Below are 22638 nucleotides of genomic sequence, written 5' to 3'. Positions count from 1 at the left end.
TTACCTGCGACTTTTGGGAGGGGAACCGAGGAAGAGGGAAGGCCGCGGACGATACCGCCCGGCTGCGCACAAACAACGGGGCCGGGCGCACAACGTGCGCCCGGCCCCGTGCAGGATCAGAAGTCCCAGTCCTCGTCCTCGGTGTCCACGACCTCGCCCATCACGTAGGACGAGCCGGAACCCGAGAAGAAGTCGTGGTTCTCGTCCGCGTTGGGGCTCAGTGCCGCCAGGATCGCGGGGTTCACGTCGGTCGCGTCGTGCGGGAACAGGGCCTCGTAACCCAGGTTCATGAGCGCCTTGTTCGCGTTGTAACGCAGGAACTTCTTGACGTCCTCGGTCAGGCCGAGCGGATCGTACAGGTCCTCCGTGTACTGCTCCTCGTTCTCGTAGAGCTCGTACAGCAGCGCGTACGTGTAGTCGCGCAGGTCATCCTGGCGCTCCTGGCTCGACTCATTCACGGCCAGCTGGTACTTGTAGCCGATGTAGTAGCCGTGAACGGCCTCGTCGCGGATGATGAGGCGGATCAGGTCAGCCGTGTTGGTGAGCTTGGCGTGCGAGCTCCAGTACATGGGCGCGTAGAAGCCCGAGTAGAACAGGAAAGACTCGAGCATCGTCGAGGCGACCTTGCGCTTCTCCGGGTCGTTGCCGTCGTAGTAGGACTTGACGATCTCGGCCTTCTTCTGCAGGGCCGCGTTCTCGTTCGACCAGCGGAAGGACTCGTTGATTTCCTCCGTGGACAGCAGGGTGGAGAAGATCGACGAGTAGGACTTGGCGTGCACCGACTCCATGAACGCGATGTTCGTGTAGACGGCCTCCTCGTGCGGGGTGCGCGCGTCCGGGATCAGCGACACCGCGCCGACCGTGCCCTGCAGCGTGTCCAGCAGGGTCAGGCCCGTGAACACGCGGTTCGTCATGAGCTGCTCGTCCTTGGTGAGGGTCTTCCAGCTCGGCAGGTCGTTGGAGAGCGGAATCTTCTCAGGCAGCCAGAAGTTACCCGTCAGGCGATCCCAGACCTCGAGGTCCTTGTCGTCTTGGATCTTGTTCCAGTTGATGGCCTCGAACACGGGCTCGGTCGCCATGGGGGCTCCTCTGTGTGCGGTGTCGGACGGACGAGGCCGGGGCGGCCTCGCGTATAGGGTCCAGGATAGTGGGTGCGAGGCCCGCGACGACGCTGGTGGCCCGTGTTTCGTGGACGAGGCCACCTTGGGCGCGAGTGGGACGGTATCGTATGCGCCATGACGATGCCCACCTTCGCCGACGTTGACGAGGCCCTCGCCAAGCGCGACTACCGTGCGGCTCTGGACATGCTGGAGTCTATGGAGGTCGTGGGCGAGGATGCGTGCTACCGCCGTGACATTCAGGCCGCCGCCTGCGCCGACCGCCTCGGCCTGTACCCACTGTGCGAGGAGTATGCGACGCGTGCGCACTCCTACGGGGACGACATGGCCGACCCCTTCGCCCTTCTCGCGCGCGCCCAACGCCGCCAAGGCCTCGTCGCGGAGGCCGGGGCCGTGGCCATGGCTGGCATGCGCCTGCACCCCCAATCCCGTGAGATTGCGCGCGAACTGACCCTCTGCCTCGTCGAGTTGGGGCGGGATGAGGAGGCGCTGCCCGTCTCGCAGGTCGCCATCAACGGATTCCCCGACGACGTCGAGCTCCTCATGGCCTACGGGCGCCTGTGGGAACCCATCGATCCTGACATCGCCCAGTGGGCGTTTAGTCGCGCCAAGGAAAACAACCAGAACCTGGCCGAAGCGAAGTTCGCCTTCGATTCCCTGAGATACCCCCTCAAGGGAGCGGGACGCTCCTCCTACGCCATCGAGATGCAGCCGACCGTCGCACAGGCCTACCGCACGATGTTGACCCGAGTCCGCAAGGTGGCTCCCATGCTCATGAAGCTCCCCTTCATCCTGGGCCTGTCCTGTTTGCTTCTGTACCACCTGTTTATCGCTCAACTCATGCCCTACGGGGCCCGCCTGTTGGTCCTGCTGCTGTATGTCGCCCCCATCGTCGGCATCTACCTCTACATGGGCCACCAGATCGCCGCGTTCAATCGAACGCTGCCGCGAGGCGTGCGCCTTACCTTCGGGTGCCTGAACATCCGATGGCATGATGTGAGTTCCAATGTCTACCCCTCCATTTATGTCGTCGTTATCGTCGGCTTCTTCCTCGCATGCCTGGCGCAGGGTGGTGGGTAGGGCAGCTACTCGTCGGGGCCAACGTGCTGAGGGCGCGTTCTGAGATTGGCCTGTGTGGTGGACGAGGCCACCTTGGGCGCGTGCGAGGCGCTATCGTATGCGCCATGACGATGCCCACCTTCGCTGACGCTGACGCCGCGATTGCCCAGCATGACTACCGTGCGGCCCTCGCCATTCTCGAATCGCTCGAGGTCGTGGGCGAGGACGCGTGCTACCGCCGTGACATTCAGGCCGCCGCCTGCGCCGACCTCCTCGGCCTGTACCCACTGTGTGAAGAATATGCGACGCGCGCACGCGCCTACGGGGACGACATGGCCGACCCCTTCGCGCTCATTGCCCGTGCCCAGCGCCGCCAAGGCCTCGTCGCGGAGGCCGGGGCCGTGGCCATGAGGGGCATGCGCCTGCACCCCCAATCCCCTGAGATCGCGCGCGAACTGACCCTCTGCCTCGTCGAGTTGGGGCGCTGCGAGGAGGCGCTGCCCGTCTCGCAGATCGCCACCGACGGATACCCCGACGACGTTGAGCTCCTCATGGCGTACGGGCGCCTGTGGGAGCCCGTGGACCCGAACGCGGCGCAGTGGGCGTTCGGTCGCGCCAAGGCGAACGCCCCGAACCTGGCCGAGGCAAAGTTCGCCTACGACTCTCTGGCTCATCCCCTCAAGGGTGCCGGGCGTTCCTCGTACGCCATCGAAATGCAGCCGACTGTTGCCAAGGCCTACCGGGGGATGCTCAAGCGCGTGACCTTCGCGCTCGACAAGGCGTGGATATTCGCGATCATCGGTGGATTTGGGTCCGGGCTGGGCTATCTCTTCACCCTGCGCTATATGACGGATGAACGCGCGCTCCTCTTCTTCCTCCTGTACGCCGCGTCGGCGCTGAGCGGATACGCGTTCGCGTTCCTCCAGATCGCGCTCTTTAACCGCACGTTGCCGCGCGGCGTGCGCCTGACCTTTACGCGCCTGCGCAAGCGATTCCCCGACCTGGGAAGTTCCGTCATGGACTTCATTCGTATGATCGTGCTGGCTGGACTCATTCTTTTCGTTCTGATGGCGCTGACACGGTGATTCAATCGGTCGGTTAAAATCTCGATCACTCTATGCCGATGCCTATATCCTGACCATCGAAAACGTGTCAAACCATGTGCCTGACAGTTGCGTTGTAAGGCGCGGATAATCAACAGACAGCGCTATTGTGAGGGCGTGACCCATCAGCCATTAGAATTCGCCGCACCGCCCAGGCCCTACCGCCTGGGGAATGACCAATTGCGCCGCTATAACCGCGTGCGCTCGGGGCAAAAGACGCAGGGCCGCATCAACATCGCCATCGATATCGTCACCGTCCTCCTCATCGTCTCCGTGAGCACGATCGTCGCCATCGTCGAGATGTCCTCCATGCCCGAGGCGACTATCGAAACGTTCGCGGCCGTGGCCCTGGCCCTCATCCTCTCAGGAGGCCTGATCCTCCTCGCGCTCCTTGCCGCCCTCATCGTCGTGGCGCGCCGGTGGCACCGCGAATGGGACTGCAACGAGGACCTCGTCATCTTCTCCGACTCTCACGCCGCCCTGCGTGCTGCCCGGCGCGACGGCGCGATCATGACCGCCTGCGCGCGCATGCAGCTCGCCTGGTTCATCGGATTCCTTGCCGTCGGCGCCATCGCCGTCGCCACCGAATCTGCCCTCCTGGCAGCCCTCGTCTCCCTGCCGCTCGCGATGGGCCTCGTCAATTCCTGGCGCTCGGGCCAAGCCCTGCGCAGGATCACCGCGCGCACCCTCTAATGTCATCCGTGCGCGCGATTTGCTTCGTGCGCACATAGACCCAGAAGCCTGCCAGCCGGTAGGCTTATAGCATGACGAATCCTCTCATCGACTCCCTCATGTCGATCATCGAACAACGACCCGAGGACCATGCCCTGCGCGAGCACCTCGCCGAACTCCTGATCGCCGAGGGGAGGGGCGCCGAAGCCGTCTCGCACCTCGCCGTCGTCCTCGCCGTCGACCCCCACAACGAGCGCGTCTCGGCCCTCATGCGCAGCGCCCTCGGCGTGCCCGAGGCCTCGGCCCCGGCCGTCGACGGGCCGACTGACGCTGAACCTGAGCCCGCGGCCCCCGCCTCGTACGAGGCCGACCCCCTCACTGCGCCCGAGGAGCCCGCTCCGTCTGCCCCCGCAGCCCCCGCCTCGGACGACGCAGACATTCCCGCGATCGTGACGATACATCCCGAGGCCTTCCCGCAGACGGCCGAGAAAGGGAACGAGCAGGGTGGTGCGTCGGCGGGCGAGGCCGGAGAGGGGCAGGATGCCCCCGCTTCCCCCGACGGTGCCGATCCGGAAAACTTCGACTGGAAGAACGCTGAGAAGCAGGTCGGCGGACCGGCGCCCGCATTCGTGAAACCGGGGGCCGTCGAAGGCGAAGTCGAAGTTGACGAGAAACCCGAAGGGGACGCGTGGGCCTTTGAAAACGTGACGTCGACGCTGGCCGACGTGGGCGGCATGCAGTCGGTCAAGGACCGCCTCACCATGGCCTTCCTGGCACCCCTGCGCAACCCTGAGATCCGCAAGCTCTACGGCAAGAGCCTCAACGGCGGCCTGCTGCTCTACGGCCCTCCCGGATGCGGCAAGACCTACATCGCCCGTGCTCTCGCCGGCGAGCTCGGCGCCGCGTTCATGAACGTCAAGATTAGCGATGTCATGGCGCGCTACTTCGGTGAATCGGAAGCTAACCTCCACGAACTCTTCGAGACTGCGCGCGCCAACGCCCCCGTCGTCTTCTTCCTCGACGAAATCGATGCGATCGGCATGCGGAGAGCGGACATGGGCTATTCAGGCATGCGATCGGTCACCAACCAGCTCCTCATGGAACTGGACGGCATCGGATCCGACAACGAAGGCGTCTTCGTCCTCGCCGCGACCAACACCCCGTGGGACGTGGACCCCGCGCTGCGCAGGCCCGGACGCTTCGACCGATCCATCGCCGTCCTGCCCCCCGACGGCCCCGCCCGGCAGGCCGTCCTCTACCACCACCTCAAGTCCCGCCCCGTCGAAGGCATCGACCTGGGCTACCTCGTCCAGCGCACCAACGGATTCACCGGTGCCGACCTGGCCCACCTGGTCGACAGCGCCGTCGAATACGCGATGATGGACTCCGTGCGCACCGGCAACGTGCGCATGGTGACCATGCAGGATTTCCTCAGGGCGCTGGAACAGATTCGGCCCAGCGCGGGTCCCTGGTTCGTGACCGCCCGCAACATCGTCGAATACGGCAACCGAGAAGGCGAATACGACGACCTCGCGGAGTACATGAAGGCGAACAATCTGATGTGAGGAGGTGGGCGGCGCGCTCGCGCTGCCCACCCCTCGCCGTTCGCTACCGACACCGAGGAGGACCGATGGTGACCGAGGACATCTCGAAGCGGATCAGGCACGCCCAGGCCCTGATCGACATCAAGCGCCCCGAACGAGCCATCGAAAAACTCGTCACAATCCCTCAGGCCGACCCCGAGGTTTCGGCGCAAGTGAACTGTCTCCTCGCCCACGCTCACCTCATAAATCGCGAGCCTGAGAAGGCCTACGCGTTCGCTCGGCGTGCCGTCGAGGCCTCCCCCAACAACCTCAGTGCCCTGTACTGGCTGACCTACTTAGAGGGGGACCGTGCGCTCGCCCTCACACACGCCACGCGCCTGGTCGAACTCGCGCCACAATACGGTTTCAGCCACACCATGAGGGCTCACGCCCTCGCGCGCAACTTCCAGTGGGAGGAAGCGCTGCGCGAAGCGCGTGAAGGCGCGCGCCTCGACCCCGAAGACCCCTTTGCGCTCAACACCCTCGGCCGGCTGCTCGCCCGGGACGATGAACAAGCGGCGCTCGACGTCTACCGGCACGTCCTCTCAATCGATCCGAACAACGAGGCCGCCCGCGAAGCAATCGCGGACATACAAGAAGTCGACCGCACCGACGCCACCAGCCGCCTCTACCGTGACCTCCTCGCACAGAACCCCGACGAGAAAATATACGAGAATAAGCTCCACTGGCTGGTGTTCAAGCCGCTCTTCTACCTCTGCCTAGGCCTCACGATCACCTACGTGATCGGCTGGTCAATCGCGGGCCTCGTCTACGCGTTCGGCAGCCGCGACGTTGCGATCATCGTCGGGCTGGTGTGGTCCGCGTTGATTCCCCTGCGCGGCATGGACAGCGCGGTGCGCAAACACCTCTCACAGGTCGCCGCCGGACAGGGCAAGACGCGCCGCGAGGTCGTCGACCTCGTGTTCAAGCGCCGACCCGTCGGCGCGACGATCGCGACGATCTCGCTCGCGTTCCTCGTCGTCACCCCCGTGGCATTCGCAGTGCTGCGGTACTTTGTCCCCGCATCCTCGTGGTGGACGGCCGTGGGCGTGCCCATCCTCGTCATGGCCTGCGGGTGGGTCGGTGCCGCGCTCGCCCGCTACATGGTCTTCAGGCGCGAACGCTAACGAGCGGGCGGCGGACGGCGGCTCGCGCGTGGACGGCTGGCGTGGGGTCGGCGGCTGTTGGCGTGGGGTCGGCGGGCGCTGCCTCAGTCCTTCGAGAGCTTGCCTCGCACAGCCCCCGCGCTGAACGTCACCACGGTCAAAGCGGCCTCCAGACCGCCCAGGACCAGCCCCTGCCTCGTATGAGCAAAACGAGCGCCCTGCGCGCGACGATGCTCACCGCGGCGGAACAGCCAACGCTCCACGCCGACCGTGATCATCGCCGAACCCAGCGCCGCGCCCGCGAGAACCGCCAGCTCGGCCGGATCCGCCTCCGTGACGCCCTCCAGTGGATCCTCGCCCGCCACGGGTGAGGACTTCGAACAATCCACGTCCTCGTCGTCGTAGGGCGGCAGCTCCGCGCCCTCCGGCAGCTGCGCCACCATCGACCAGCCGAGCACCCCCAGCAGGCCCGCCTTCGCGAGGCCGCGCAACGGGCGAGAACGCACATAATCAGGCAGCGCGTACCAGGCGACAGTCGCGCCCACGCCCGCCGCGAACCCCGCGACCCGCATCGGGTCCACCGAGCCGGCGCACGGACAAGAACAGGTAGATGAGTCGGTCATAGCCAGTCCTTTCGATCAGGCGTTCGCGGATCAGTCCGCGAGCAGGTCCAACAGGTGAGAGACAACCTTCCCGCCCGAATAGGCGGATCCGTCGTGCTGGTACTCGTTCGTGATGTAGTGTCGGGCACCGATCAAGTTGCCCGTGTCCAAGGACAGCTCGCGCGGCACGAACATGTCGTCGTAGTACACGGCCGCCGCCACCGGCACCGTGTTCTCGGCCAATACGTCCGGCAGATACACGGGAGCCGCCTCCGTCGTCGACGCGAGGATCTGCGCCGCACCCTTCAACGGGGCCAAGCCCGGATCCTCGTCAAACACGCGGCGCATGAAATGCTCACCCGTCAGGTAGAAAGGCTCGCTCTCATCCAGCGGGTTCGCGTCCTTCGCGAAGCCCGGGACCTCCTCGGCCAAGCGATCCGCCGCCCAGAGCGTCGCCGTGCCCACCAGGTCCGGCGTCGCACACGCGTAGATGTACTCCTGGAACACGCCGTAAATCGGCGCGACGTCCACCTGCGAGCCGATCGCCGCCAGGAACTGCGATGAGAGGCGGCGCTCGCCTCGAACCGACGTCCACGGGCCCTCAAGCAGGTAGTGCAGCTGATCCGTGTTGCCCTGCCCGCCCAGCATCATGCCGATCATGCGCAGGCGCGTGGGGGACAGGCGCTCACCCGTCGGCAGCGTCTCCTCCGTGTCCGCCAAGTGCGCACACAGCTCACGCACCGTGCGCTCGTCGCCCGGGTGACGCTGGAAGTACGCGCGGTTGCGCGCCGCCGTGCGCTCATACGTCAGGCGGTAGATCTCATCCACATGGACGAGGCCGGGCAGGCCTCCCGTGATCAAGCTGGCCTTCAGGCCCTGGGGAGCCAGCGACAGGTACGAGGTCGTGATAAAACCGCCGAAAGACTGGCCGAGCGTCGTCCACGGGTCATCCCCGCACAACTCGTGGCGCAACGCCTCCGCGTCATACACAATCTGGTCCTGACGGAAGTGGCGCAGGTACGCGGCCTTCTCCTCGTCCGTGCCCAAGTGGGCGAGCGACTGAGCGTCCATGCGGGTCGACTGGCCCGTGCCTCGTTGATCCAGGAGCACCACGCGGTAATCCTGCAGCAGACGATTCATCCACCCGCCGGTAAACGTGCCGAAACGCGGGCTCGGGTAGCCCGGGCCGCCCTGCAGGAACACCGCGTAGGGCGCATCCTCGCGGCCCTTACGCACGACCTCGCGCGCGAAAACCTCGATCGTCGGATTGTCTTCGCCGGTGGGACGCAGGTGATCCAGCGGGACGTCCAGACGGTGCTCGTAAACGGTGTGGCCATGGTGCAGGTACGACTCTGTGTGCATGGACACAATGGTAGCGGTTTTGGGGCGGGCTCGTTGTGGCCGTGGCTGTTCTGGCTGCTGTTTGGCCCGGCTGTGGGGCGGGGCTGCCCAGGCTCGAATTAGCGGGCCCACGTGCAGATCAAAGGATCAGACTGCCATGCATGGTTCCCCAACAATGTCGCATGCAATTCTCCTGTGACTATTTCAGAATTTGAATTGGCATCGTTGGAATTGCAACGATTCTGGAGGTTGTTGAAAGTTCATGCAATCGAATTGCATGCGAAATTTCTGGAAGGTGTCTGCGCCTTCACTCATGGGCCCCGTAGTCGGGCACCACAGCCGGGCACTGCATCTGGAACCCAGCAGCTGGAGCCCAGCCAGCGGGTGACACCCCGTTCGCGACAGCCAGGTCGTCAGAGCCAGTTCAGCAGCGCGACGTAGCAGACCGTTCCAATGCCGACGCTCCACAGGAGCTTGCGGCCGCTCAACAGGTGCACCGCGACCGTCACGCCCGTCGCCACCAGCGCCGCCCACCAGCGCTCGCCGGCCGCTTGCGCGCCCTGCGACAGTGTAGAGAGCACCAGGATCAGCATGATGCCGGGCGGCATCCACACCGCCATGTCGGAGACGAAGCGCGAGTCGCGCAGCGGCTCCAGGATCTTGAACGGCAGAGCCCGCAACGTAAAGTCGATGACGAAGACAATCACCAGGAGTGCCAGCAGGTAGCCCAGCGTCGGAGTCACTGCGCGCCCCCTTCCCGGGTTACGCGACCGGGCCCATCGGCCGAGGCAGGCGAATCCGCGGACCGCAGGATGCCTCGGCGGTGAAGGACGTGACGAACCACCAGGCATGCGACGAACAGGAGGAGCGCCACCAGGAGGCGCTGGGTGGGTGCCACCACCATGGCGACCGCGAATGACGCGCCCGCCAGGAGGATCGAGGGCAGCTCGCGCCTCGTGCGCGCCGCGTCCAGCGTCAGCGTGATGAACAAAGCGGTGAGCGCGAAATCCAGGCCCTCGATCTGAGTCGGAATCAAGGAACCCGCGAATACGCCCACGAGGGCCGACGTCACCCACGTCAGGTTAAAGAGAACCTGCATCGCCAACAGGCGAGGCTTCGTCCACCCGTTCGGGCGGGCGGCGGTCAGCGCGTAGGCCTCGTCCACGAGGGCGTACATCGAAAAGAAGCGCGCGAACCGCCCTTCGATGACGTGCAGTGGGAACGAGAACGCGAAAAACAGGAGGCGGAAGTTCACCAGCAGCATCGTCACCGCGATGACGGCCAGCGGCGTATTCTGCGCCGCCAGGGTCACGACGAGCAGCTCGGCCGACCCCGAGTAGGCGGACAGGGATAGAGCCGGAGCCAGCCACCACGGCAGGCCCAGCTGGATGACGAGAACGCCGTACGCGAGGCCCAGCGGGATGTATCCCGCGGCCACGGGTGCCGTGATGCGCAGGCCCTCGAGGATCTCGCGGCGGGTAGGGCTAGCCGGCACGGGGAGGTTCACGGTGCGCGGTAGCTTGGGCATGGATGCAATTTTCGCGTGCCAATCCGTCCAATTGCGAGCGGGCGCACCGTAGCGTGACGACTTCCACGTTTTGTTGGGCCTTTGGTCCTGGCCCGGAATTCCGCGGTTTGTCACCGCGCTCGTTTGTCACATAGTTCCAAAACGGGAAATACCCCTCGCAAATGAGCGCCAGCGGTGGAAGCATCGACACCAACGCCGAGGAAGAACACCCCGGCGTCCTTCATTCAATCCCGCAGATCAGGAGCCCTCATGAGCGCCACTCACGCACGCAAGAAGCCATTCCTTCGACTCGCCACGGCCGCCGTCGCCATGGTCGCAGCCCTCGGCATGGCCGCATGCTCCGGTGGCGCGGCCTCCTCCTCGTCCTCCTCGTCCGGCGCGCAGGTCGGCGACCGCAGCCCCGAGCAGATCAAGGAAGCCGGCGAAATCGTCATCGGCATCTTCTCCGACAAGGCCCCCTTCGGCTACATCGACGCCGACGGCAAGCCCGCCGGATACGACGTCGTCTACGGCGACCGCATCGCCGCCGACCTGGGCGTCACCGCCAAGTACGTTCCCGTCGACGCCGCCGCCCGCACCGAGGTCCTCGCCTCGAACAAGGTCGACATCACCCTCGCGAACTTCACCGTCACGCCCGAGCGCGCCGAAAAGGTCGACTTCGCGAACCCCTACTTCAAGGTCTCCCTCGGCGTCGTCTCGCCCACCTCGGCGGAAATCACCGACGTGAGCCAGCTGGCCGGCAAGACCCTCATCGTCACCAAGGGCACGACCGCCGAAGCCTACTTCGAGGCCAACCACCCCGAGGTCAAGCTCCAGAAGTACGACCAGTACTCCGACGCCTACCAGGCCCTCGAGGACGGCCGCGGCGATGCCTTCTCCACCGACAACACCGAGGTCATCGCCTGGGCCATCCAGCACCCCGGCTTCAGCGTCGGCATCAAGAGCCTGGGCGAGACCAGCTACATCGCTGCCGCCGTTAAGAAGGGCAACACCGCCCTCCTCGACTGGCTGAACAACGAACTCGTCGAGCTCGGCAAGGAAGACTTCTTCCACAAGGACTACGAGCAGACCCTCGCCCCCGTCTACGGTGACGCCGCGACCCCCGACGACCTGGTCGTCGAAGGCGGCGTGGATACCACCTCCACCAACTGACACAGGTACGAGGCCGTGGCTCGCTCTCGGGTCCGCCCGCCGCAGGTGATCGCCCCGGGCGGCCACGGCCTCGTCCCAGATTTCGCCTATGAATCTTGACATCCTGGCGCGATACGCGCCCCTCTACGTCGACGCCGCCATCCTCACCCTGAGGATCGCGGCCATCGGCATCGTCGGCTCCCTCGCGGTCGGCCTCCTCGTGGCCGCGATTCGGCACTACCGGATCCCCGTCGCTACCCAGATTGCCGCCGCCTACGTGGAACTGTCGCGTAATACGCCGCTGCTCGTGCAGCTGTTCTTCATCTACTTTGGTCTGCCGCGCGTGGGCATCAAGTGGAGCGGCGAGACCTGCGCGATCGTCGGCCTGATCTTCCTGGGCGGCGCCTACATGGCCGAAGCCCTGCGCTCCGGCCTCGACTCGATCGCCACCATCCAGTGGGAGTCCGCCTCCGCGCTCGGCCTCACGCGCACGCAGACGCTGCGCCACGTCGCCCTGCCGCAGGCCATCGCGACCTCCGTGCCGCCGCTGGCCGCCAACGTCATCTTCCTCATCAAGGAAACCTCCGTCGTCTCCGTCGTCGCGCTGCCCGACCTCGTGTACGTCGCGAAAGACCTCATCGGCATGTCCTACAACACCTCCGAAGCGCTGATCCTCCTGGTTCTCGCCTACCTGGTGATCCTCCTGCCCGTGTCCATCGCGGCCCGACTCATCGAAAAGAAGGTGCGCCGTGGCGGATTTGGGAATTAACGTCATCTTCGAAGGCCGCAACCTCGTGCGCATCCTCGAGGGCCTGGGCGTCACCGTCGGCACCTCCGCGCTGTCCGTCGTGCTGTCCCTGATCCTCGGCGTGTTCGTGGGCCTCGGCATGCGCTCGCGTTGGCGAGCCCTGCGCTGGCTCATGCAGCTCTACCTCGAGTTCGTGCGCATCATGCCCCAGCTCGTCCTCCTGTTCGTAGCTTACTTCGGGCTCACGCGCGTCGCGGGGATCAACCTGGACGGCATCACTGCCTCCGTCCTCGTCTTCACCCTGTGGGGCGGCGCCGAGATGGGCGACCTGGTGCGAGGCGCGCTCATCTCGATCCCGCGCCACCAGTACGAGTCCGCCTACGCTCTGGGACTCACCCCGAGGCAGACCATGCGCCGCGTGATCCTGCCGCAAACCCTGCGCGCTCTCGCGCCCCCGGCCGTCAACCTCATCACCCGCATGATCAAGACGACCTCCCTCGTCGTCCTCATCGGCGTCGTCGAAGTCCTCAAAGTCGGACAGCAGATCATCGACGCCAACCGCTTCAACTACCCGACCGCCTCGCTGTGGATCTACGGCCTGATCTTCGCGCTGTACTTCCTCATCTGCTGGCCCATCTCGCTCCTCTCACGCCACATGGAGAAAACATGGCAGAACTGACCTCCGACCCGCAGCTGCGCCTCGTCGACCTCGACAAGACCTACCCCGGCGGACACCACGCCCTGCGCGGCGTCTCCCTCGACGTCGCCGACGGCGAAGTCGTCGTCATCATCGGACCCTCCGGCTGCGGCAAGTCCACGCTCCTGCGCACGATCAACGGCCTCGAGCCCATCAACTCCGGGCAGATCCTCTTCGACGGGACCGACCTGGCCGCGCCCGGCGTGTCCTGGCCCGAGGTCCGCCGCCGCATCGGCATGGTGTTCCAGTCCTACGAGCTCTTCCCCCACCTGACCGTCATGGGGAACCTGACGCTCGCCCCCGGCCTCGTCGCGGGAGAATCGCGCGCCGACGCGAGCGCGCGGGCGTTGAAACTGCTCGAGCGCGTCGGCCTGGCGGACCGCGCTGAGGACTACCCGCGCCAGCTCTCCGGCGGCCAGCGTCAGCGAGTCGCCATCGTGCGCGCCCTCATGATGGACCCCGAGATCCTCCTCCTCGACGAGGTCACCGCCTCCCTTGACCCGGAGATGGTGCGCGAGGTCCTCGACGTCGTTCTCGAGCTGGCTCGCACCGGCATGACGATGCTTATCGTCACGCACGAGATGGGTTTCGCCCGCGCGATCGCCGACCGCATCGTCTTCATGGACGAGGGCCGCATCGTCGAGGTCGACCCGCCGCGCAAATTCTTCGCGGATCCGTCCTCGGATCGTGCGCGCAAGTTCCTCGACATCTTCAGTTTCGAGGGCGCCAAGCTGTGAGGGTGTGGTGTGGTAGGGCTCCTCGCGGATAGGAAACGGTTATGCGGATAGGTTATGAAGATACGGATAGGTTACGACGATGCGGATACCTTAATAACCTATCCGCATGCGCATAACCTATCCGCGTGAGGCGCGCTCGACAGGCTGGAGCTCCAGCCTACTGGAGCTCCAGGGGGACGCGTGCACTGGCTGCTGAGATGCAACCTCTCCTCGCCGCGGCCACGGCCATGGAGCGGTTTCCCAACAATGTCGCATGCAATTCTCCTGAGATTGCTTCAAACATTGAATTCACGTCGTTGGAATTGCAACGTTTGTGGGCGGTGCCGTTTATTCGGGTGGCCGAATTGCATGCGACTTTTGGAGAGAATGCGACTGTGTGCCCGGAGCGCGCACGAGTTGAGAACGCGCGCGCAGAGTCCACCCGCGACAGAACTTCCCGTTTTAGCCGATCAGCGTCGACTGGTGGTGCACCATGATCAGGCGCACTTCACCAGAAGTCGCCGGTGCCCACACACTGGATTCCAGCGACGCGCCGCCCTCCCAACGCACCCGGTAGCGGGTCAGGAACGACCCGCCCAGGTCGTGCGCGTCGATGCGGCCAATGGACGGCGAGGCAGGCGAGGGTCCCGCCAGCGTCGTGGTCGCGCCGCCGCCCGGCCAAATGCGCGTCGTGCGCGCGTCCGTCATCCCCGCCAGCGCCACCTCGTCGCCGCCGGTCCACGCCAGGATGAACTCGCGCTCGCGGGCGACCGCGTCCTCCGTGGTGATCGCGGGTTCACTCACGGACGAGGCCGGGGCCTCCTCCGCGGGTTCGATCGCCTCGGTGGGCGCGGAGAAAACACTGGGATGGGAACGAAAAGTCGATGTCATGGCCCTGTCGGCGGTGGCCTCGTCGGTAGAGGCGCTGCGCGAAGCGGACGCAGATGTCGGCGCAGCTGCGGGTTCCTCCGCATGTTCGCTCGGGCGTGCGGGCACAGCGGCGGCCCTGTCGGCCTCGGTGTGTTGCTGTTCGGCAGGTGTGCTCGCGCCGGACTCCACAGCGTCGCGCACCTCGACCGACGCGGGCACCGCGCGCCCAGCGGCAGCGCCCCCGTGCGCCCGATCCGTAGACGCAGACCCGCGCGACCCGCGGGCAACACCCCCGAACCCTGGGCCCGGCTCGGGCGTGCGACCGGCCTGGTAGGCCTCGGCGCACCCTCGCGCGAGGTCGTCTGCCCGCTCATTCATGCGGTGCCCGGCGTGGCCCTTCACCCACTCGAAGGTGACGCGGCGCCCTTCCATGGCGCGGTCGATCTCCTGGATGAGCTCCAGGTTCTTGATGGGCTTCTTGTCGGCCTTCGTCCAGCCGCGTTTCTTCCAGCCGAGCCGCCACTTCGACACGACGTTGATCGCGTACTGCGAGTCGGCGAGGATGTGCAGCTCTTCGCCGGTCTCGGCGGTGGCCTGAAGCAGGCGCAGAATAGCGGTCAGCTCACCCAGGTTGTTGGTGCCCTGCGGCCAGCCGCCAGCGTCCCACGTGTCCTCGTCCACGTACCAGGCCCACCCCGCGGGCCCGGGATTGCCGAGGGAAGAACCGTCTGCCGCCGCCGTAATCGTCATGTACTCATCCTATCGGCATCGCGCTTCCCTGATCGGAAGGGTACGAGGCCGGGGCCACCCAGGCCTCGTGCCCTAGACTCGGGAGCGGGCGTATGATGCGCCTTCGACGCAGTGACGAGAATGGATCAGGACGATGAAGGCGCATACTGACGAGCCGCTTACCGGTGGTAGCCGTGTGAAGACCCGCAGGGGGTTGCTCAGTCGCAAGGGCGTGCGCCGGTGCGGCATCGGTGCGGCAGCACTGTCGATCGTCATGCTGCTGTCGAGCTGTATGTCTCAGGGGGAGGTGACGGAGACGCGGGCCGCTCAGCTGAGTGTGGGGGATGCGGTGATTGCTGTGCGGCTGAGCCAGGGAAAGTTCTCGGCGGGACTTCCGGACCCGCCGGAAGACAACTGGATCGTGCTGCTGGACGCGCAGGGGCGGGGGCAGGCGACCCGTATCGAGGCTAAGAGGTACGGCATTTCCGCTCTCTTGTGGAATGAACGCGGTCTCTCCTTTGGGGCGCCGGATAAGGAATATGTGACGACCGATCAGGGAACGCAGGAGATCGATGTGAAACAACCGTCGATCGCTGAGCATCAACGCTTCTCGCTCCCGGACGGGAGAATTGCTGTCGTAGATTTGGGCAGGGGGATCAAGGTCGACACGATCCACCCTAATGGGCGCATTGAGACGACGGAAATCCCCGATACTAGTGGGTCGATTGGGCAGTGCGGGCAGCACATCGTTGGGATCACTGATACTGAGGATTCTGAGAGCATCAGATCGGCGGCGTTCGAGGCCTATGCAGCCCAGTCGGGCGGTGACATGCCGGAGAATGTTGCTGCTGTGATTCAGATCGATGAACCCACTGGTGATGTTCCCCGACTCCTTGCGGTGGCACCTGCGATTGATGGCCTGCTGACGGGTCGGATGAGTGTTCCGTGCGACGGGAACGTCATCACGGTGCTGAGTATTCAACAGGAAGACCCAGCCGCTGTGCGTAATGGCACAAGGCACCCATTCGATGGGGTTTTGGTCCTGCAGCGATGGGATCTGACTACAGGGCAGCGCACGATCATTCCTGTACTCGATGAAGCAGGACAGCCCATCGAAACGGATCAGGATAATTTCCTCTACTATTCTCAAGCGATCCGGGTGGGGGATGAGTACCGGTTTGTGACAAAGAAAGGGAACGCCTACGCGGTTGACGTGACGAGCGGCAACGCCAGGCACCTTTTCTCGATTCCATCGGAGAAAACTCGCAACCCAGCGGTATTCCAGGTGAGCGAGACCGGTGTGTATGCGCTCGAGCAGAATGATGATGAGGACGTCCTCACTCTTTCGTACCAGCCGTGGGATGGGGGCGGCAAGCGTGTGCTCTTGACGACGGGCCCAATGTCGCGCTACCTCGTGGAGCGACATCTGCTGATGGGGTACAGGCGCAGCATTGAGTCCTTCGCCCTGCGCCCGGGATGGGACGGCGGCGCGCAGTAACGCGTGTACCCGCGCGGCACAGTGACGCAACGCGAGAGGGGCGGTCTTCCAACGAAGACCGCCCCACCTGTTACACCGTGACGCCCACCTGGCCCAGCGCGAAGGCGAACTCTTCGCAGCGTGCCGCCCACCGGCCCTCGCGCCCGGAGGGACCAGCGTGCCCGGCGACCATCTCGGTGCGCAGGATGATCGGACGCTCGCGCGGGTCGCGCGCGGCGACGAGGCCGTGGCTGGCCTCTGCGCCCGTGCTCTCGCCGCCGCCGGAGTCGACGCCGACCGCACCGGAATCCCCGGCCGCCCCCGAATCGCAGCAGTTGCAGCGTGTGCCAGCCCCGGCCTCGTCCGTGGAGGGAACCTGGCCGGTGGCCTCGCGCAGGCGCTGCACCCACTTGGTGGGCTCGATGAACTCGACGCGCGTGTCGTTGACCGACGTCGTCGCCATGATCGCGGGCAGGAGCGCGCCGTCGGGCACGTTCTCGTACGGCGTGTAGCGGCTCATCGCGTCGAACACGGCGCGCGAGGAGAGCGGATTGCCCCACTCCTCCCACTCGCCGACGGTGAGCGGTAGGCTCGGGTCCAGGATCGTCGAGAGCGCATCCACGAAGGGCACGCCCGCCAGGATCGCGCGGAAGCGGTCGGGGGCGGCGTTTGTGACCGCGCCCATGAGGAGGCCTCCGGCGCTGCGGCCCTCCGCGACCAGGCGGCCGGGCGCCACCCACCCAGAGTCGACCAGCCAGTCGGCCACGTCGATGAAGTCCGTGAAGGTGTGCTCCTTGACCAGCTCCTTGCCGTCCTCGTACCAGGCGCGGCCCATCTCTCCGCCGCCGCGCACGTGCGCGATCGCGTAGACGACGCGGCGCAGGATCGGCAGGCGCAGGGTCTCGAACTCGGGGTCGTAGCTGACCTCGTACGAGCCGTACCCGATCTGCCAGCCCGCGTGCGTGCCGTCCGGGCGCGCGTCGCGATGGTGGATGAGGGTCACGGGGATGCGGGTCGCGCCGTCGCGTGCGAGCACCCACACACGCTCCTCAACGTACTCGGCGGGGTCCCAGCCGGGCGCCTCGTGAGTGCGCAGGGTTCGCACGCTCAGGGCCGCGCCTTCGTGGTTGGCGGAGTCCTCGGGGGACGAGGCCGGGGCCGGGTTCGGCAGGGAAACCTCGGCGACCGTCGGGGGCACGGTCTGCGACTGGAACTCCACGCGCAGCGGATCCTCCCACGGGGTCGGCACGGTCGTGATCGTGCGCACCGGGGCATTGACCTCCACGCGCCGCCACGTAGGCGAGGGCTCACGGCGATCCCACACGTCGACCTGCGTCAGCGAGCCCGAACGCAGCGAGAGTGCCACGTAGCCCGCGTGGGCCTCGACGTCGGTGATGCGCTCGCCGGGGCCGGGGCTGCACAGCGGCTCCCAGGACTCAAACGGGGTGAGGGGCGCGGGCTCGTCCTCCGGCAGGGGAGTGCCCGGCGCGCGATCCGCCAGGGCCCCTCGGCTGTACACGGAGGAAGAAGTAACGCCCAACTGGGCCAAGGCCTCGGGCGAACCCCCTGCGGGCAGCATCGCCTGCGCGAGTGAGCCCTCCTGCGTCAGCCCCGTATGCACGAGGAACAGGCGGTCGCCGGCCGAATCCGCCGACACCAGCGTGCGCGGGCGTACCGGCATGAGCGGCAGCGGGCGCACGGACGGGTGGGCGGGCAGCCACAGCCACGCGCGGCCCGCCGTCGACGACGACGAATGAATGACGACGTGCCCCGGGAAACCCGAGGGCGCGAACCCCATCTCGAAGCCCTCGTCCGGCTCGACCAGCAGCAGCTCGTCGGCCTCGCGCGGCGTGCCCACGCGGTGCAACCACACGTCGCACGCGCGCCACGCGTCGTCCACTCCCATGTAGATAAAGGACTTCGAGTCGTCCGCCCACGCGAAGCCGTAGCCTGCGTCCACCACGGCCTCGTCGATGACGCGGCCCGATGCCTCCTGCACGACCCACGTGTAGCGCTCATCCCCGCTCGTGTCCCGCGCCCACGCGATCAGGCGCCCATCCGGGGACGGGTACAGGTCCGCCAAGCGGAAAAACTCCTGGCCTCGCGCCCACTCGTTCTCATCGACGAGGAGCTCCTCGCCCCGCGCGGGCACGCCCGGGGTGGGGACGAGCGGGATCGGCGCCCCGGCCTCGTCGAGCTCCACCGGCGCGCGGTGATGCGTCGCGTAGGACTGACCCTCCGCGAAACGACGGAAGTACCAGAACTCGCCCTCGCGGATCGGCACCGTCACGTCGGTGAGCGCCGTGGAGGCCTTCACCTCCTCCACGAGGCGCGCGGCCGCCTCGCGCGTCGGTGCCGTCACCGTGTCCGCCCACGCGTTCTCCGCCTCCAGATGCGCACGCACCTCGGGGTCCTCGCCGTCACGCAACCAATCCCACGGGTCATCAAAATGCTGCCCGAACTGGTCGCGCACCCGGTACCCGTAACGCTTCGAGGCAACCGGGGGAGTGTTTGGCGAGGGGGGAGTGTGCGGGGTCGTCTCAGTCATGGGGACCATCTTAGGGGTGGGCGGGGGTATGGGCGGCCTGCGGACTGGGGTGGTGCCTGATGCAGCCTGGGGTGATGGCGGGTCGGGTTGGGGGTGTGACCTGCGGGGAGGCGGCCTGCGATTTGTGGTGTGGCCTGGGCCATCGGGGTAGCACGGAAACACGGGGCCTCTCCACCGCCCACGTCTGACCTAGGTCTGACCCAGCATACTTCCCCAAAAATCTCGCATGCAATTCCCTCGCGTGTCTTTCAAATCTTGAAATCAGATCGTTGGAATTCTGCGGTTTGTGGGCGGCAGGCAAGAAGGGGAGAAAGGGAATTGCATGCGAAATTTGGGGGCGGGATTGGTATATGGCGGAAGAGGCTGTTCTGTGAGCGTGCGACACTAGGGGAGTGAATGACGAACAAGCTTCCTCGCGCCGATCCGCCGCGCTCGAACACGCGGCCCCGGTGCTCGACCCTTTGGCCCCCGTCGGTGAACCCGCGGCGCTCGCGGACCCGTCCGCCCCTCGTACCCAGGCTGGCACCCGCGGACAGGTGAACGAGGAAGCGGCCCCCGCCTCGTCCCTCACTCAGGCCGGCACCCGCGGACAGGTGGACGGGGGAGCGGCCCCGGCCTCGTCCCTGAGCCTGACGCAGCGACTCCTCGCCTGGGTGCGTGAATTCATCCAATTCGGCATGGTCGGTGCCACCGCGTACATCGTCGACGCCGGACTGTTCAACCTGCTCCAGCACGGGCCGCTCGGCGTGCTCGCCGGGCACCCCAACACCGCGCAATTCGTCGCCGCGGCGACCGCCACGCTCTACTCGTGGATCGCCAACCGCCTGTGGACCTACCGAGGCCGCACCCAGGAAAACGCCACCCGCGAAGCCATCCTCTTCTTCTTCGCCAACGCCTGCGGCATCGGCATCTCCCAGTTCTGCCTCGTGTTCACCCACCACATCCTCGGGTACACCTCGGCGCTGGCCGACAACATCGCCGTCTACATCGTCGGCTTCGCCCTGGGCACCGCATTCCGCTTCTTCTTCTACCACTACGTGGTCTTTACAGGACATACGCGCGCGTAGGTTTGAGGCGTGGCGGTAGGGTCGAAACGTGAAGGAAACGCCAGAGCACTACCCGACCCCCGAAGAATCCATCGCCACGATGGTCACCGTCGACGACACTGCCCTCGTGTTCGAAGGCGGCGGCATGCGCAACGCCTACACGGCCGCGCTCGTGAGCCGACTCATCGCCGAAGGCATCAACTTCCCCCACATCTCCGGCGTTTCCGCGGGGTCTAGTCACCTGTGCAACTTCACCTCCCGCGACGCGATCCGCTCCCACGACACCTTCGTCGACCTCGTCGAAGACCCCGAGTTCGGCGGCCTCAAGCACTTCCGCAAGGGACACGGCTACTTCAACGCCGAGTACATCTACCAGCAGATCTGCTACCCCGACGGCGCCCTTCCCTTCAACATGGATACCTTCCTGGCGAACCCGGCGACCACCCGCGTCGCCACGTTCAACGCCTCGCGCGGCGAAGAACGCTGGTTCTCCAAGGAAGAAATGAGCACACTGGACACGCTCGGACCCATCATCCGCGCCTCCTCCACGCTGCCGATCCTCATGCCGCCCGTCGAAATCGACGGCGACACCTACGTCGACGGCGCGCTCGGCCCCAACGGCGGCCTGCCCTTCGACCAGCCCCTGCGCGAGGGATACCGCAAGCTCCTCGTCGTCCTCACCCGCCCCCGCGACTTCGTCAAAGACCCCATGCCCGCCAGTGTCGGTGCCCTCCTGCGCACCGCCTACCATTCATTCCCGTCCGTGTTCGAGGGCGTGGCCCTGCGCACCGACCGTTACAACGCGGGCCGCCGCTTCCTCTTCGAACTCGAAGAACGAGGCCAGGCCTACGTGTTCGCACCCGACAACCTGTGGATCAACAACACCGAATCGCGGCGCGAACGCCTGGAGGCGACCTACCGCGCAGGCCTGGTCCAGGCTGTCCGCGAAATGCCTGCGATCAAGGCGTTCCTGGGGTTGTAAGGGCTTGCCCCGCCCCTCTTGGCGCGGCCCGTGCGTGACTTTTTTCGCCCTGCTCGGCTTGGTGGTGGTGGAAGCGGTACAAAGTTCTCCCTGCTGGCGCAAAATGCGCCGAAAAGGGGTGTTTCGGGCGTGCTGGGAGAGTTTTGTACCGGGTGGGCCGCCGGGGGCGCGTGCTGGGAGAGTTTTGTACCGGTTGGGCCGACGGGGGCGCGTGCCGGGAGAGTTTTGTACCGGTGGAGGCGTCGTGGCATGGTGCTAGGGGTCGTTGCGAGTCGACTGTGGGAACCAAGGGGCCTGCAGCCAGGGCTGTAGGCCGCATGGGTGCATCCGTTTCGGTGGTACTTGGCATAACTGGTCGCTGTCCAGCAATTTCGCATGCAATTCCCCGCGAATATCATGCTGGTTTGTATCAGTTCATGATGTTGTGTCACTTGTGTTTTGGAATTTCATGCGAAATTGGGGGAGGGGCACGTTACTGGGGTGAGGTGGCGTGCTGGGCGCGCACCGGCAAAGAGGGCGGGGGTGTGTGTTGGCAAAGGGGATGAGGGCGTGCATTGGCAAAGGGGATGAGGGTGCGCACCAGCAGCGAGAACGGGCGTGCATCGGCCCATATCTCGTGCACTGGTCCATATCGAGGGAGTGTCCCTCCTGGATCTAGGGCGCATATGGGCACCTCTATAAGGGTCCGCATCTAGGGCCCACGCGGGCCCTAGATGTAGGGACCATTGGCCATCGGAGGCGACTTCTTGATGTCCTGTTCGTCTCCCCGCGACCGCCTTTCCGCAGGATTCCAGTCATTGTGCCTCAGGCCTCTCGAACCCCTACATGTAGGGTCACTTAGTCGCCAATGACCCCTAGATGTGCGGGTGCGACACGCCCAAGAGTGCCACCAAAGAGTGTGACGCTCGACATTTTTTAGCTGGTTGGCAGGTGGTTATGCACAGGGTGGTGATGTGTCCGTCCACAGGGTGCACAGGTGGTTGTGTGGGTGTTGGAGACCCCTAGATGCGCCCATAGGTTAGCGACAAACCCCAGTGTTTGCGCGCATCTGCGCCCGCCCGTGAATGCGGCGCGACAAACCCTGTCAGCCATACGGAGATCCTGACCGCTCGCTCCGTCCACAGGCCCCTCAGGCATCGTCCACAGTCAGGGCGTCGCACACAACATCTAGGGGTCGCTTGCGTGGGTGGCCACAAGGTGTAGTGTTGTCGTGTTCGCGGCGAACGAGCCGCTAGAAAGTCAACATAGGATGCCAACGTCCGGCCTTGAGCCGCAAGGAGACACGAACATGTCGATCACCGTTTACTCCAAGCCCCGCTGCCCCCAGTGCGACGCGACCTACCGCGCCCTCGACAAGCAGGGCGTCTCCTACGAGAAGATCGACGTCACCCAGGACGCGGAGTCCCTCGCCTTCATTAAGGGCCTCGGCTACCAGCAGGCCCCAGTCGTCGTCGCCGGCGAGGATCACTGGTCCGGCTTCCGCCCTGACCGCATCAAGGCCGTCGCCGCCGCAGCCCCCCTCGCGCTGCAGGCCTGAGTTTGGCCGATAAGCCCCGGCCGTGAGGCCGGGGCTTTCGTATAT

Annotated in this window: 20 protein-coding genes; 13 read left to right on the top strand and 7 right to left on the bottom strand. The window is 65.7% G+C overall.

The features are described from left to right. Window positions 1–116 precede the first annotated feature (116 nt). A complete protein-coding gene (gene nrdF, locus O3684_RS07060) occupies window positions 117–1079 on the bottom strand; it encodes a class 1b ribonucleoside-diphosphate reductase subunit beta (protein WP_500063715.1) in 963 nt (320 codons plus the stop codon). A gap of 156 nt (window positions 1080–1235) precedes the next feature. Here nrdF and O3684_RS07055 point away from each other — a divergent pair, with 156 nt between their 5' ends. The 5 genes from O3684_RS07055 (at window position 1236) to O3684_RS07035 (ending at window position 6662) form a co-directional block, all read left to right on the top strand. Next, the gene (locus O3684_RS07055; RefSeq protein WP_500065941.1) at window positions 1236–2198 is read left to right on the top strand and encodes a tetratricopeptide repeat protein; all 963 of its coding nucleotides are present in this window, start codon (window positions 1236–1238) and stop codon (window positions 2196–2198) included. Window positions 2199–2302: 104 nt separating this feature from the next. Continuing rightward, the gene (locus O3684_RS07050; protein WP_500065940.1) at window positions 2303–3262 is read left to right on the top strand and encodes a hypothetical protein; all 960 of its coding nucleotides are present in this window, start codon (window positions 2303–2305) and stop codon (window positions 3260–3262) included. 198 nt (window positions 3263–3460) lie between these two features. Beyond that, complete coding sequence (locus O3684_RS07045; RefSeq protein ID WP_500065938.1) at window positions 3461–3973, top strand: hypothetical protein; 513 nt, start codon at window positions 3461–3463, stop codon at window positions 3971–3973. Between the two features lie 71 nt (window positions 3974–4044). Then, window positions 4045–5517: an ATP-binding protein gene (locus tag O3684_RS07040; RefSeq protein ID WP_500065937.1), complete on the top strand. Its 1473-nt coding sequence runs from the start codon at window positions 4045–4047 to the stop codon at window positions 5515–5517. A gap of 65 nt (window positions 5518–5582) precedes the next feature. Further along, on the top strand, window positions 5583–6662 hold the full coding sequence (locus O3684_RS07035; protein ID WP_500065936.1) for a tetratricopeptide repeat protein: 1080 nt from the start codon (window positions 5583–5585) through the stop codon (window positions 6660–6662). An 83-nt stretch (window positions 6663–6745) separates the two neighbouring features. On the opposite strand, the gene O3684_RS07030 is transcribed toward O3684_RS07035, so the two are convergent. The 4 genes from O3684_RS07030 to O3684_RS07015 form a co-directional block, all read right to left on the bottom strand. After that, on the bottom strand, window positions 6746–7264 hold the full coding sequence (locus O3684_RS07030; RefSeq protein ID WP_500065934.1) for a peptidase S9: 519 nt from the start codon (window positions 7262–7264) through the stop codon (window positions 6746–6748). Between the two features lie 30 nt (window positions 7265–7294). Continuing rightward, entirely contained in the window at window positions 7295–8605 is a 1311-nt protein-coding gene (locus O3684_RS07025) for an alpha/beta fold hydrolase (RefSeq protein ID WP_500065932.1), read from the bottom strand. A 392-nt stretch (window positions 8606–8997) separates the two neighbouring features. Beyond that, window positions 8998–9327 (bottom strand): branched-chain amino acid transporter permease, encoded by a 330-nt coding sequence (locus O3684_RS07020; protein ID WP_048676435.1) that lies wholly within the window; start codon window positions 9325–9327, stop codon window positions 8998–9000. Next, the gene (locus O3684_RS07015; RefSeq protein ID WP_500065931.1) at window positions 9324–10112 is read right to left on the bottom strand and encodes an AzlC family ABC transporter permease; all 789 of its coding nucleotides are present in this window, start codon (window positions 10110–10112) and stop codon (window positions 9324–9326) included. The genes O3684_RS07020 and O3684_RS07015 overlap by 4 nt, the downstream gene beginning before the upstream one ends. 249 nt (window positions 10113–10361) lie before the next feature. On the opposite strand from O3684_RS07015, the gene O3684_RS07010 reads away from it, so the two are divergent. From O3684_RS07010 to O3684_RS06995, 4 genes are all read left to right on the top strand, one after another. Beyond that, window positions 10362–11264 carry a cysteine ABC transporter substrate-binding protein gene (locus O3684_RS07010; RefSeq protein ID WP_500065929.1) on the top strand — a complete coding sequence of 301 codons (903 nt, stop codon included), beginning with the start codon at window positions 10362–10364 and terminating at the stop codon, window positions 11262–11264. A gap of 88 nt (window positions 11265–11352) precedes the next feature. Further along, window positions 11353–12012, top strand: coding sequence for an amino acid ABC transporter permease (locus tag O3684_RS07005; protein ID WP_500065927.1), 660 nt, complete (start codon window positions 11353–11355; stop codon window positions 12010–12012). After that, complete coding sequence (locus tag O3684_RS07000; protein WP_500065926.1) at window positions 11993–12670, top strand: amino acid ABC transporter permease; 678 nt, start codon at window positions 11993–11995, stop codon at window positions 12668–12670. Before O3684_RS07005 ends, O3684_RS07000 begins: the two co-directional genes overlap by 20 nt. Further along, window positions 12658–13425 carry an amino acid ABC transporter ATP-binding protein gene (locus O3684_RS06995; RefSeq protein ID WP_500065924.1) on the top strand — a complete coding sequence of 256 codons (768 nt, stop codon included), beginning with the start codon at window positions 12658–12660 and terminating at the stop codon, window positions 13423–13425. Before O3684_RS07000 ends, O3684_RS06995 begins: the two co-directional genes overlap by 13 nt. Before the next feature lie 441 nt (window positions 13426–13866). Here the strand turns inward: O3684_RS06995 and O3684_RS06990 are convergent, their stop codons facing one another. Then, the gene (locus tag O3684_RS06990; protein ID WP_500065923.1) at window positions 13867–15024 is read right to left on the bottom strand and encodes a ribonuclease H family protein; all 1158 of its coding nucleotides are present in this window, start codon (window positions 15022–15024) and stop codon (window positions 13867–13869) included. 133 nt (window positions 15025–15157) lie between these two features. Between O3684_RS06990 and O3684_RS06985 the strand changes: the two genes are divergently transcribed. After that, window positions 15158–16501, top strand: a complete 1344-nt coding sequence (locus tag O3684_RS06985; protein WP_500065921.1) for a hypothetical protein — start codon at window positions 15158–15160, stop codon at window positions 16499–16501. Window positions 16502–16571: 70 nt separating this feature from the next. Here O3684_RS06985 and O3684_RS06980 read toward each other — a convergent pair whose 3' ends face one another. Then, entirely contained in the window at window positions 16572–19037 is a 2466-nt protein-coding gene (locus O3684_RS06980) for a S9 family peptidase (RefSeq protein WP_500065919.1), read from the bottom strand. 383 nt (window positions 19038–19420) lie between these two features. Between O3684_RS06980 and O3684_RS06975 the strand changes: the two genes are divergently transcribed. The 3 genes from O3684_RS06975 (at window position 19421) to nrdH (ending at window position 22593) form a co-directional block, all read left to right on the top strand. After that, window positions 19421–20095, top strand: coding sequence for a GtrA family protein (locus O3684_RS06975; RefSeq protein ID WP_500065917.1), 675 nt, complete (start codon window positions 19421–19423; stop codon window positions 20093–20095). A 28-nt stretch (window positions 20096–20123) separates the two neighbouring features. Continuing rightward, window positions 20124–21056, top strand: a complete 933-nt coding sequence (locus tag O3684_RS06970; RefSeq protein WP_500065915.1) for a patatin-like phospholipase family protein — start codon at window positions 20124–20126, stop codon at window positions 21054–21056. Window positions 21057–22344: 1288 nt separating this feature from the next. Then, window positions 22345–22593, top strand: coding sequence for a glutaredoxin-like protein NrdH (gene nrdH / locus O3684_RS06965; RefSeq protein ID WP_009058684.1), 249 nt, complete (start codon window positions 22345–22347; stop codon window positions 22591–22593). The last annotated feature ends 45 nt before the right edge of the window (window positions 22594–22638 follow it).

The sequence above is a fragment of the Pauljensenia sp. 20925_1_27 genome (assembly GCF_041432835.1).
In the GTDB taxonomy this organism is placed as follows: Bacteria; Actinomycetota; Actinomycetes; order Actinomycetales; family Actinomycetaceae; genus Pauljensenia.
This window is presented reverse-complemented; position numbering and strand designations above follow the sequence as displayed.

Excerpts from the sequence above, each read along its gene's own strand:
- nrdH (WP_009058684.1), top strand. The coding sequence starts at position 22,345 with ATGTCGATCACCGTTTACTCCAAGCCCCGCTGCCCCCAGTGCGACGCG.
- O3684_RS07035 (WP_500065936.1), top strand. The coding sequence starts at position 5,583 with ATGGTGACCGAGGACATCTCGAAGCGGATCAGGCACGCCCAGGCCCTG.
- O3684_RS07050 (WP_500065940.1), top strand. The coding sequence starts at position 2,303 with ATGACGATGCCCACCTTCGCTGACGCTGACGCCGCGATTGCCCAGCAT.
- O3684_RS06985 (WP_500065921.1), top strand. The coding sequence starts at position 15,158 with ATGAAGGCGCATACTGACGAGCCGCTTACCGGTGGTAGCCGTGTGAAG.
- O3684_RS06990 (WP_500065923.1), bottom strand. The coding sequence starts at position 15,024 with ATGACGATTACGGCGGCGGCAGACGGTTCTTCCCTCGGCAATCCCGGG.
- O3684_RS07025 (WP_500065932.1), bottom strand. The coding sequence starts at position 8,605 with ATGCACACAGAGTCGTACCTGCACCATGGCCACACCGTTTACGAGCAC.
- nrdF (WP_500063715.1), bottom strand. The coding sequence starts at position 1,079 with ATGGCGACCGAGCCCGTGTTCGAGGCCATCAACTGGAACAAGATCCAA.
- O3684_RS07055 (WP_500065941.1), top strand. The coding sequence starts at position 1,236 with ATGACGATGCCCACCTTCGCCGACGTTGACGAGGCCCTCGCCAAGCGC.
- O3684_RS06980 (WP_500065919.1), bottom strand. The coding sequence starts at position 19,037 with ATGGTCCCCATGACTGAGACGACCCCGCACACTCCCCCCTCGCCAAAC.
- O3684_RS06995 (WP_500065924.1), top strand. The coding sequence starts at position 12,658 with ATGGCAGAACTGACCTCCGACCCGCAGCTGCGCCTCGTCGACCTCGAC.
- O3684_RS07030 (WP_500065934.1), bottom strand. The coding sequence starts at position 7,264 with ATGACCGACTCATCTACCTGTTCTTGTCCGTGCGCCGGCTCGGTGGAC.
- O3684_RS07010 (WP_500065929.1), top strand. The coding sequence starts at position 10,362 with ATGAGCGCCACTCACGCACGCAAGAAGCCATTCCTTCGACTCGCCACG.
- O3684_RS07005 (WP_500065927.1), top strand. The coding sequence starts at position 11,353 with ATGAATCTTGACATCCTGGCGCGATACGCGCCCCTCTACGTCGACGCC.
- O3684_RS07040 (WP_500065937.1), top strand. The coding sequence starts at position 4,045 with ATGACGAATCCTCTCATCGACTCCCTCATGTCGATCATCGAACAACGA.
- O3684_RS07015 (WP_500065931.1), bottom strand. The coding sequence starts at position 10,112 with ATGCCCAAGCTACCGCGCACCGTGAACCTCCCCGTGCCGGCTAGCCCT.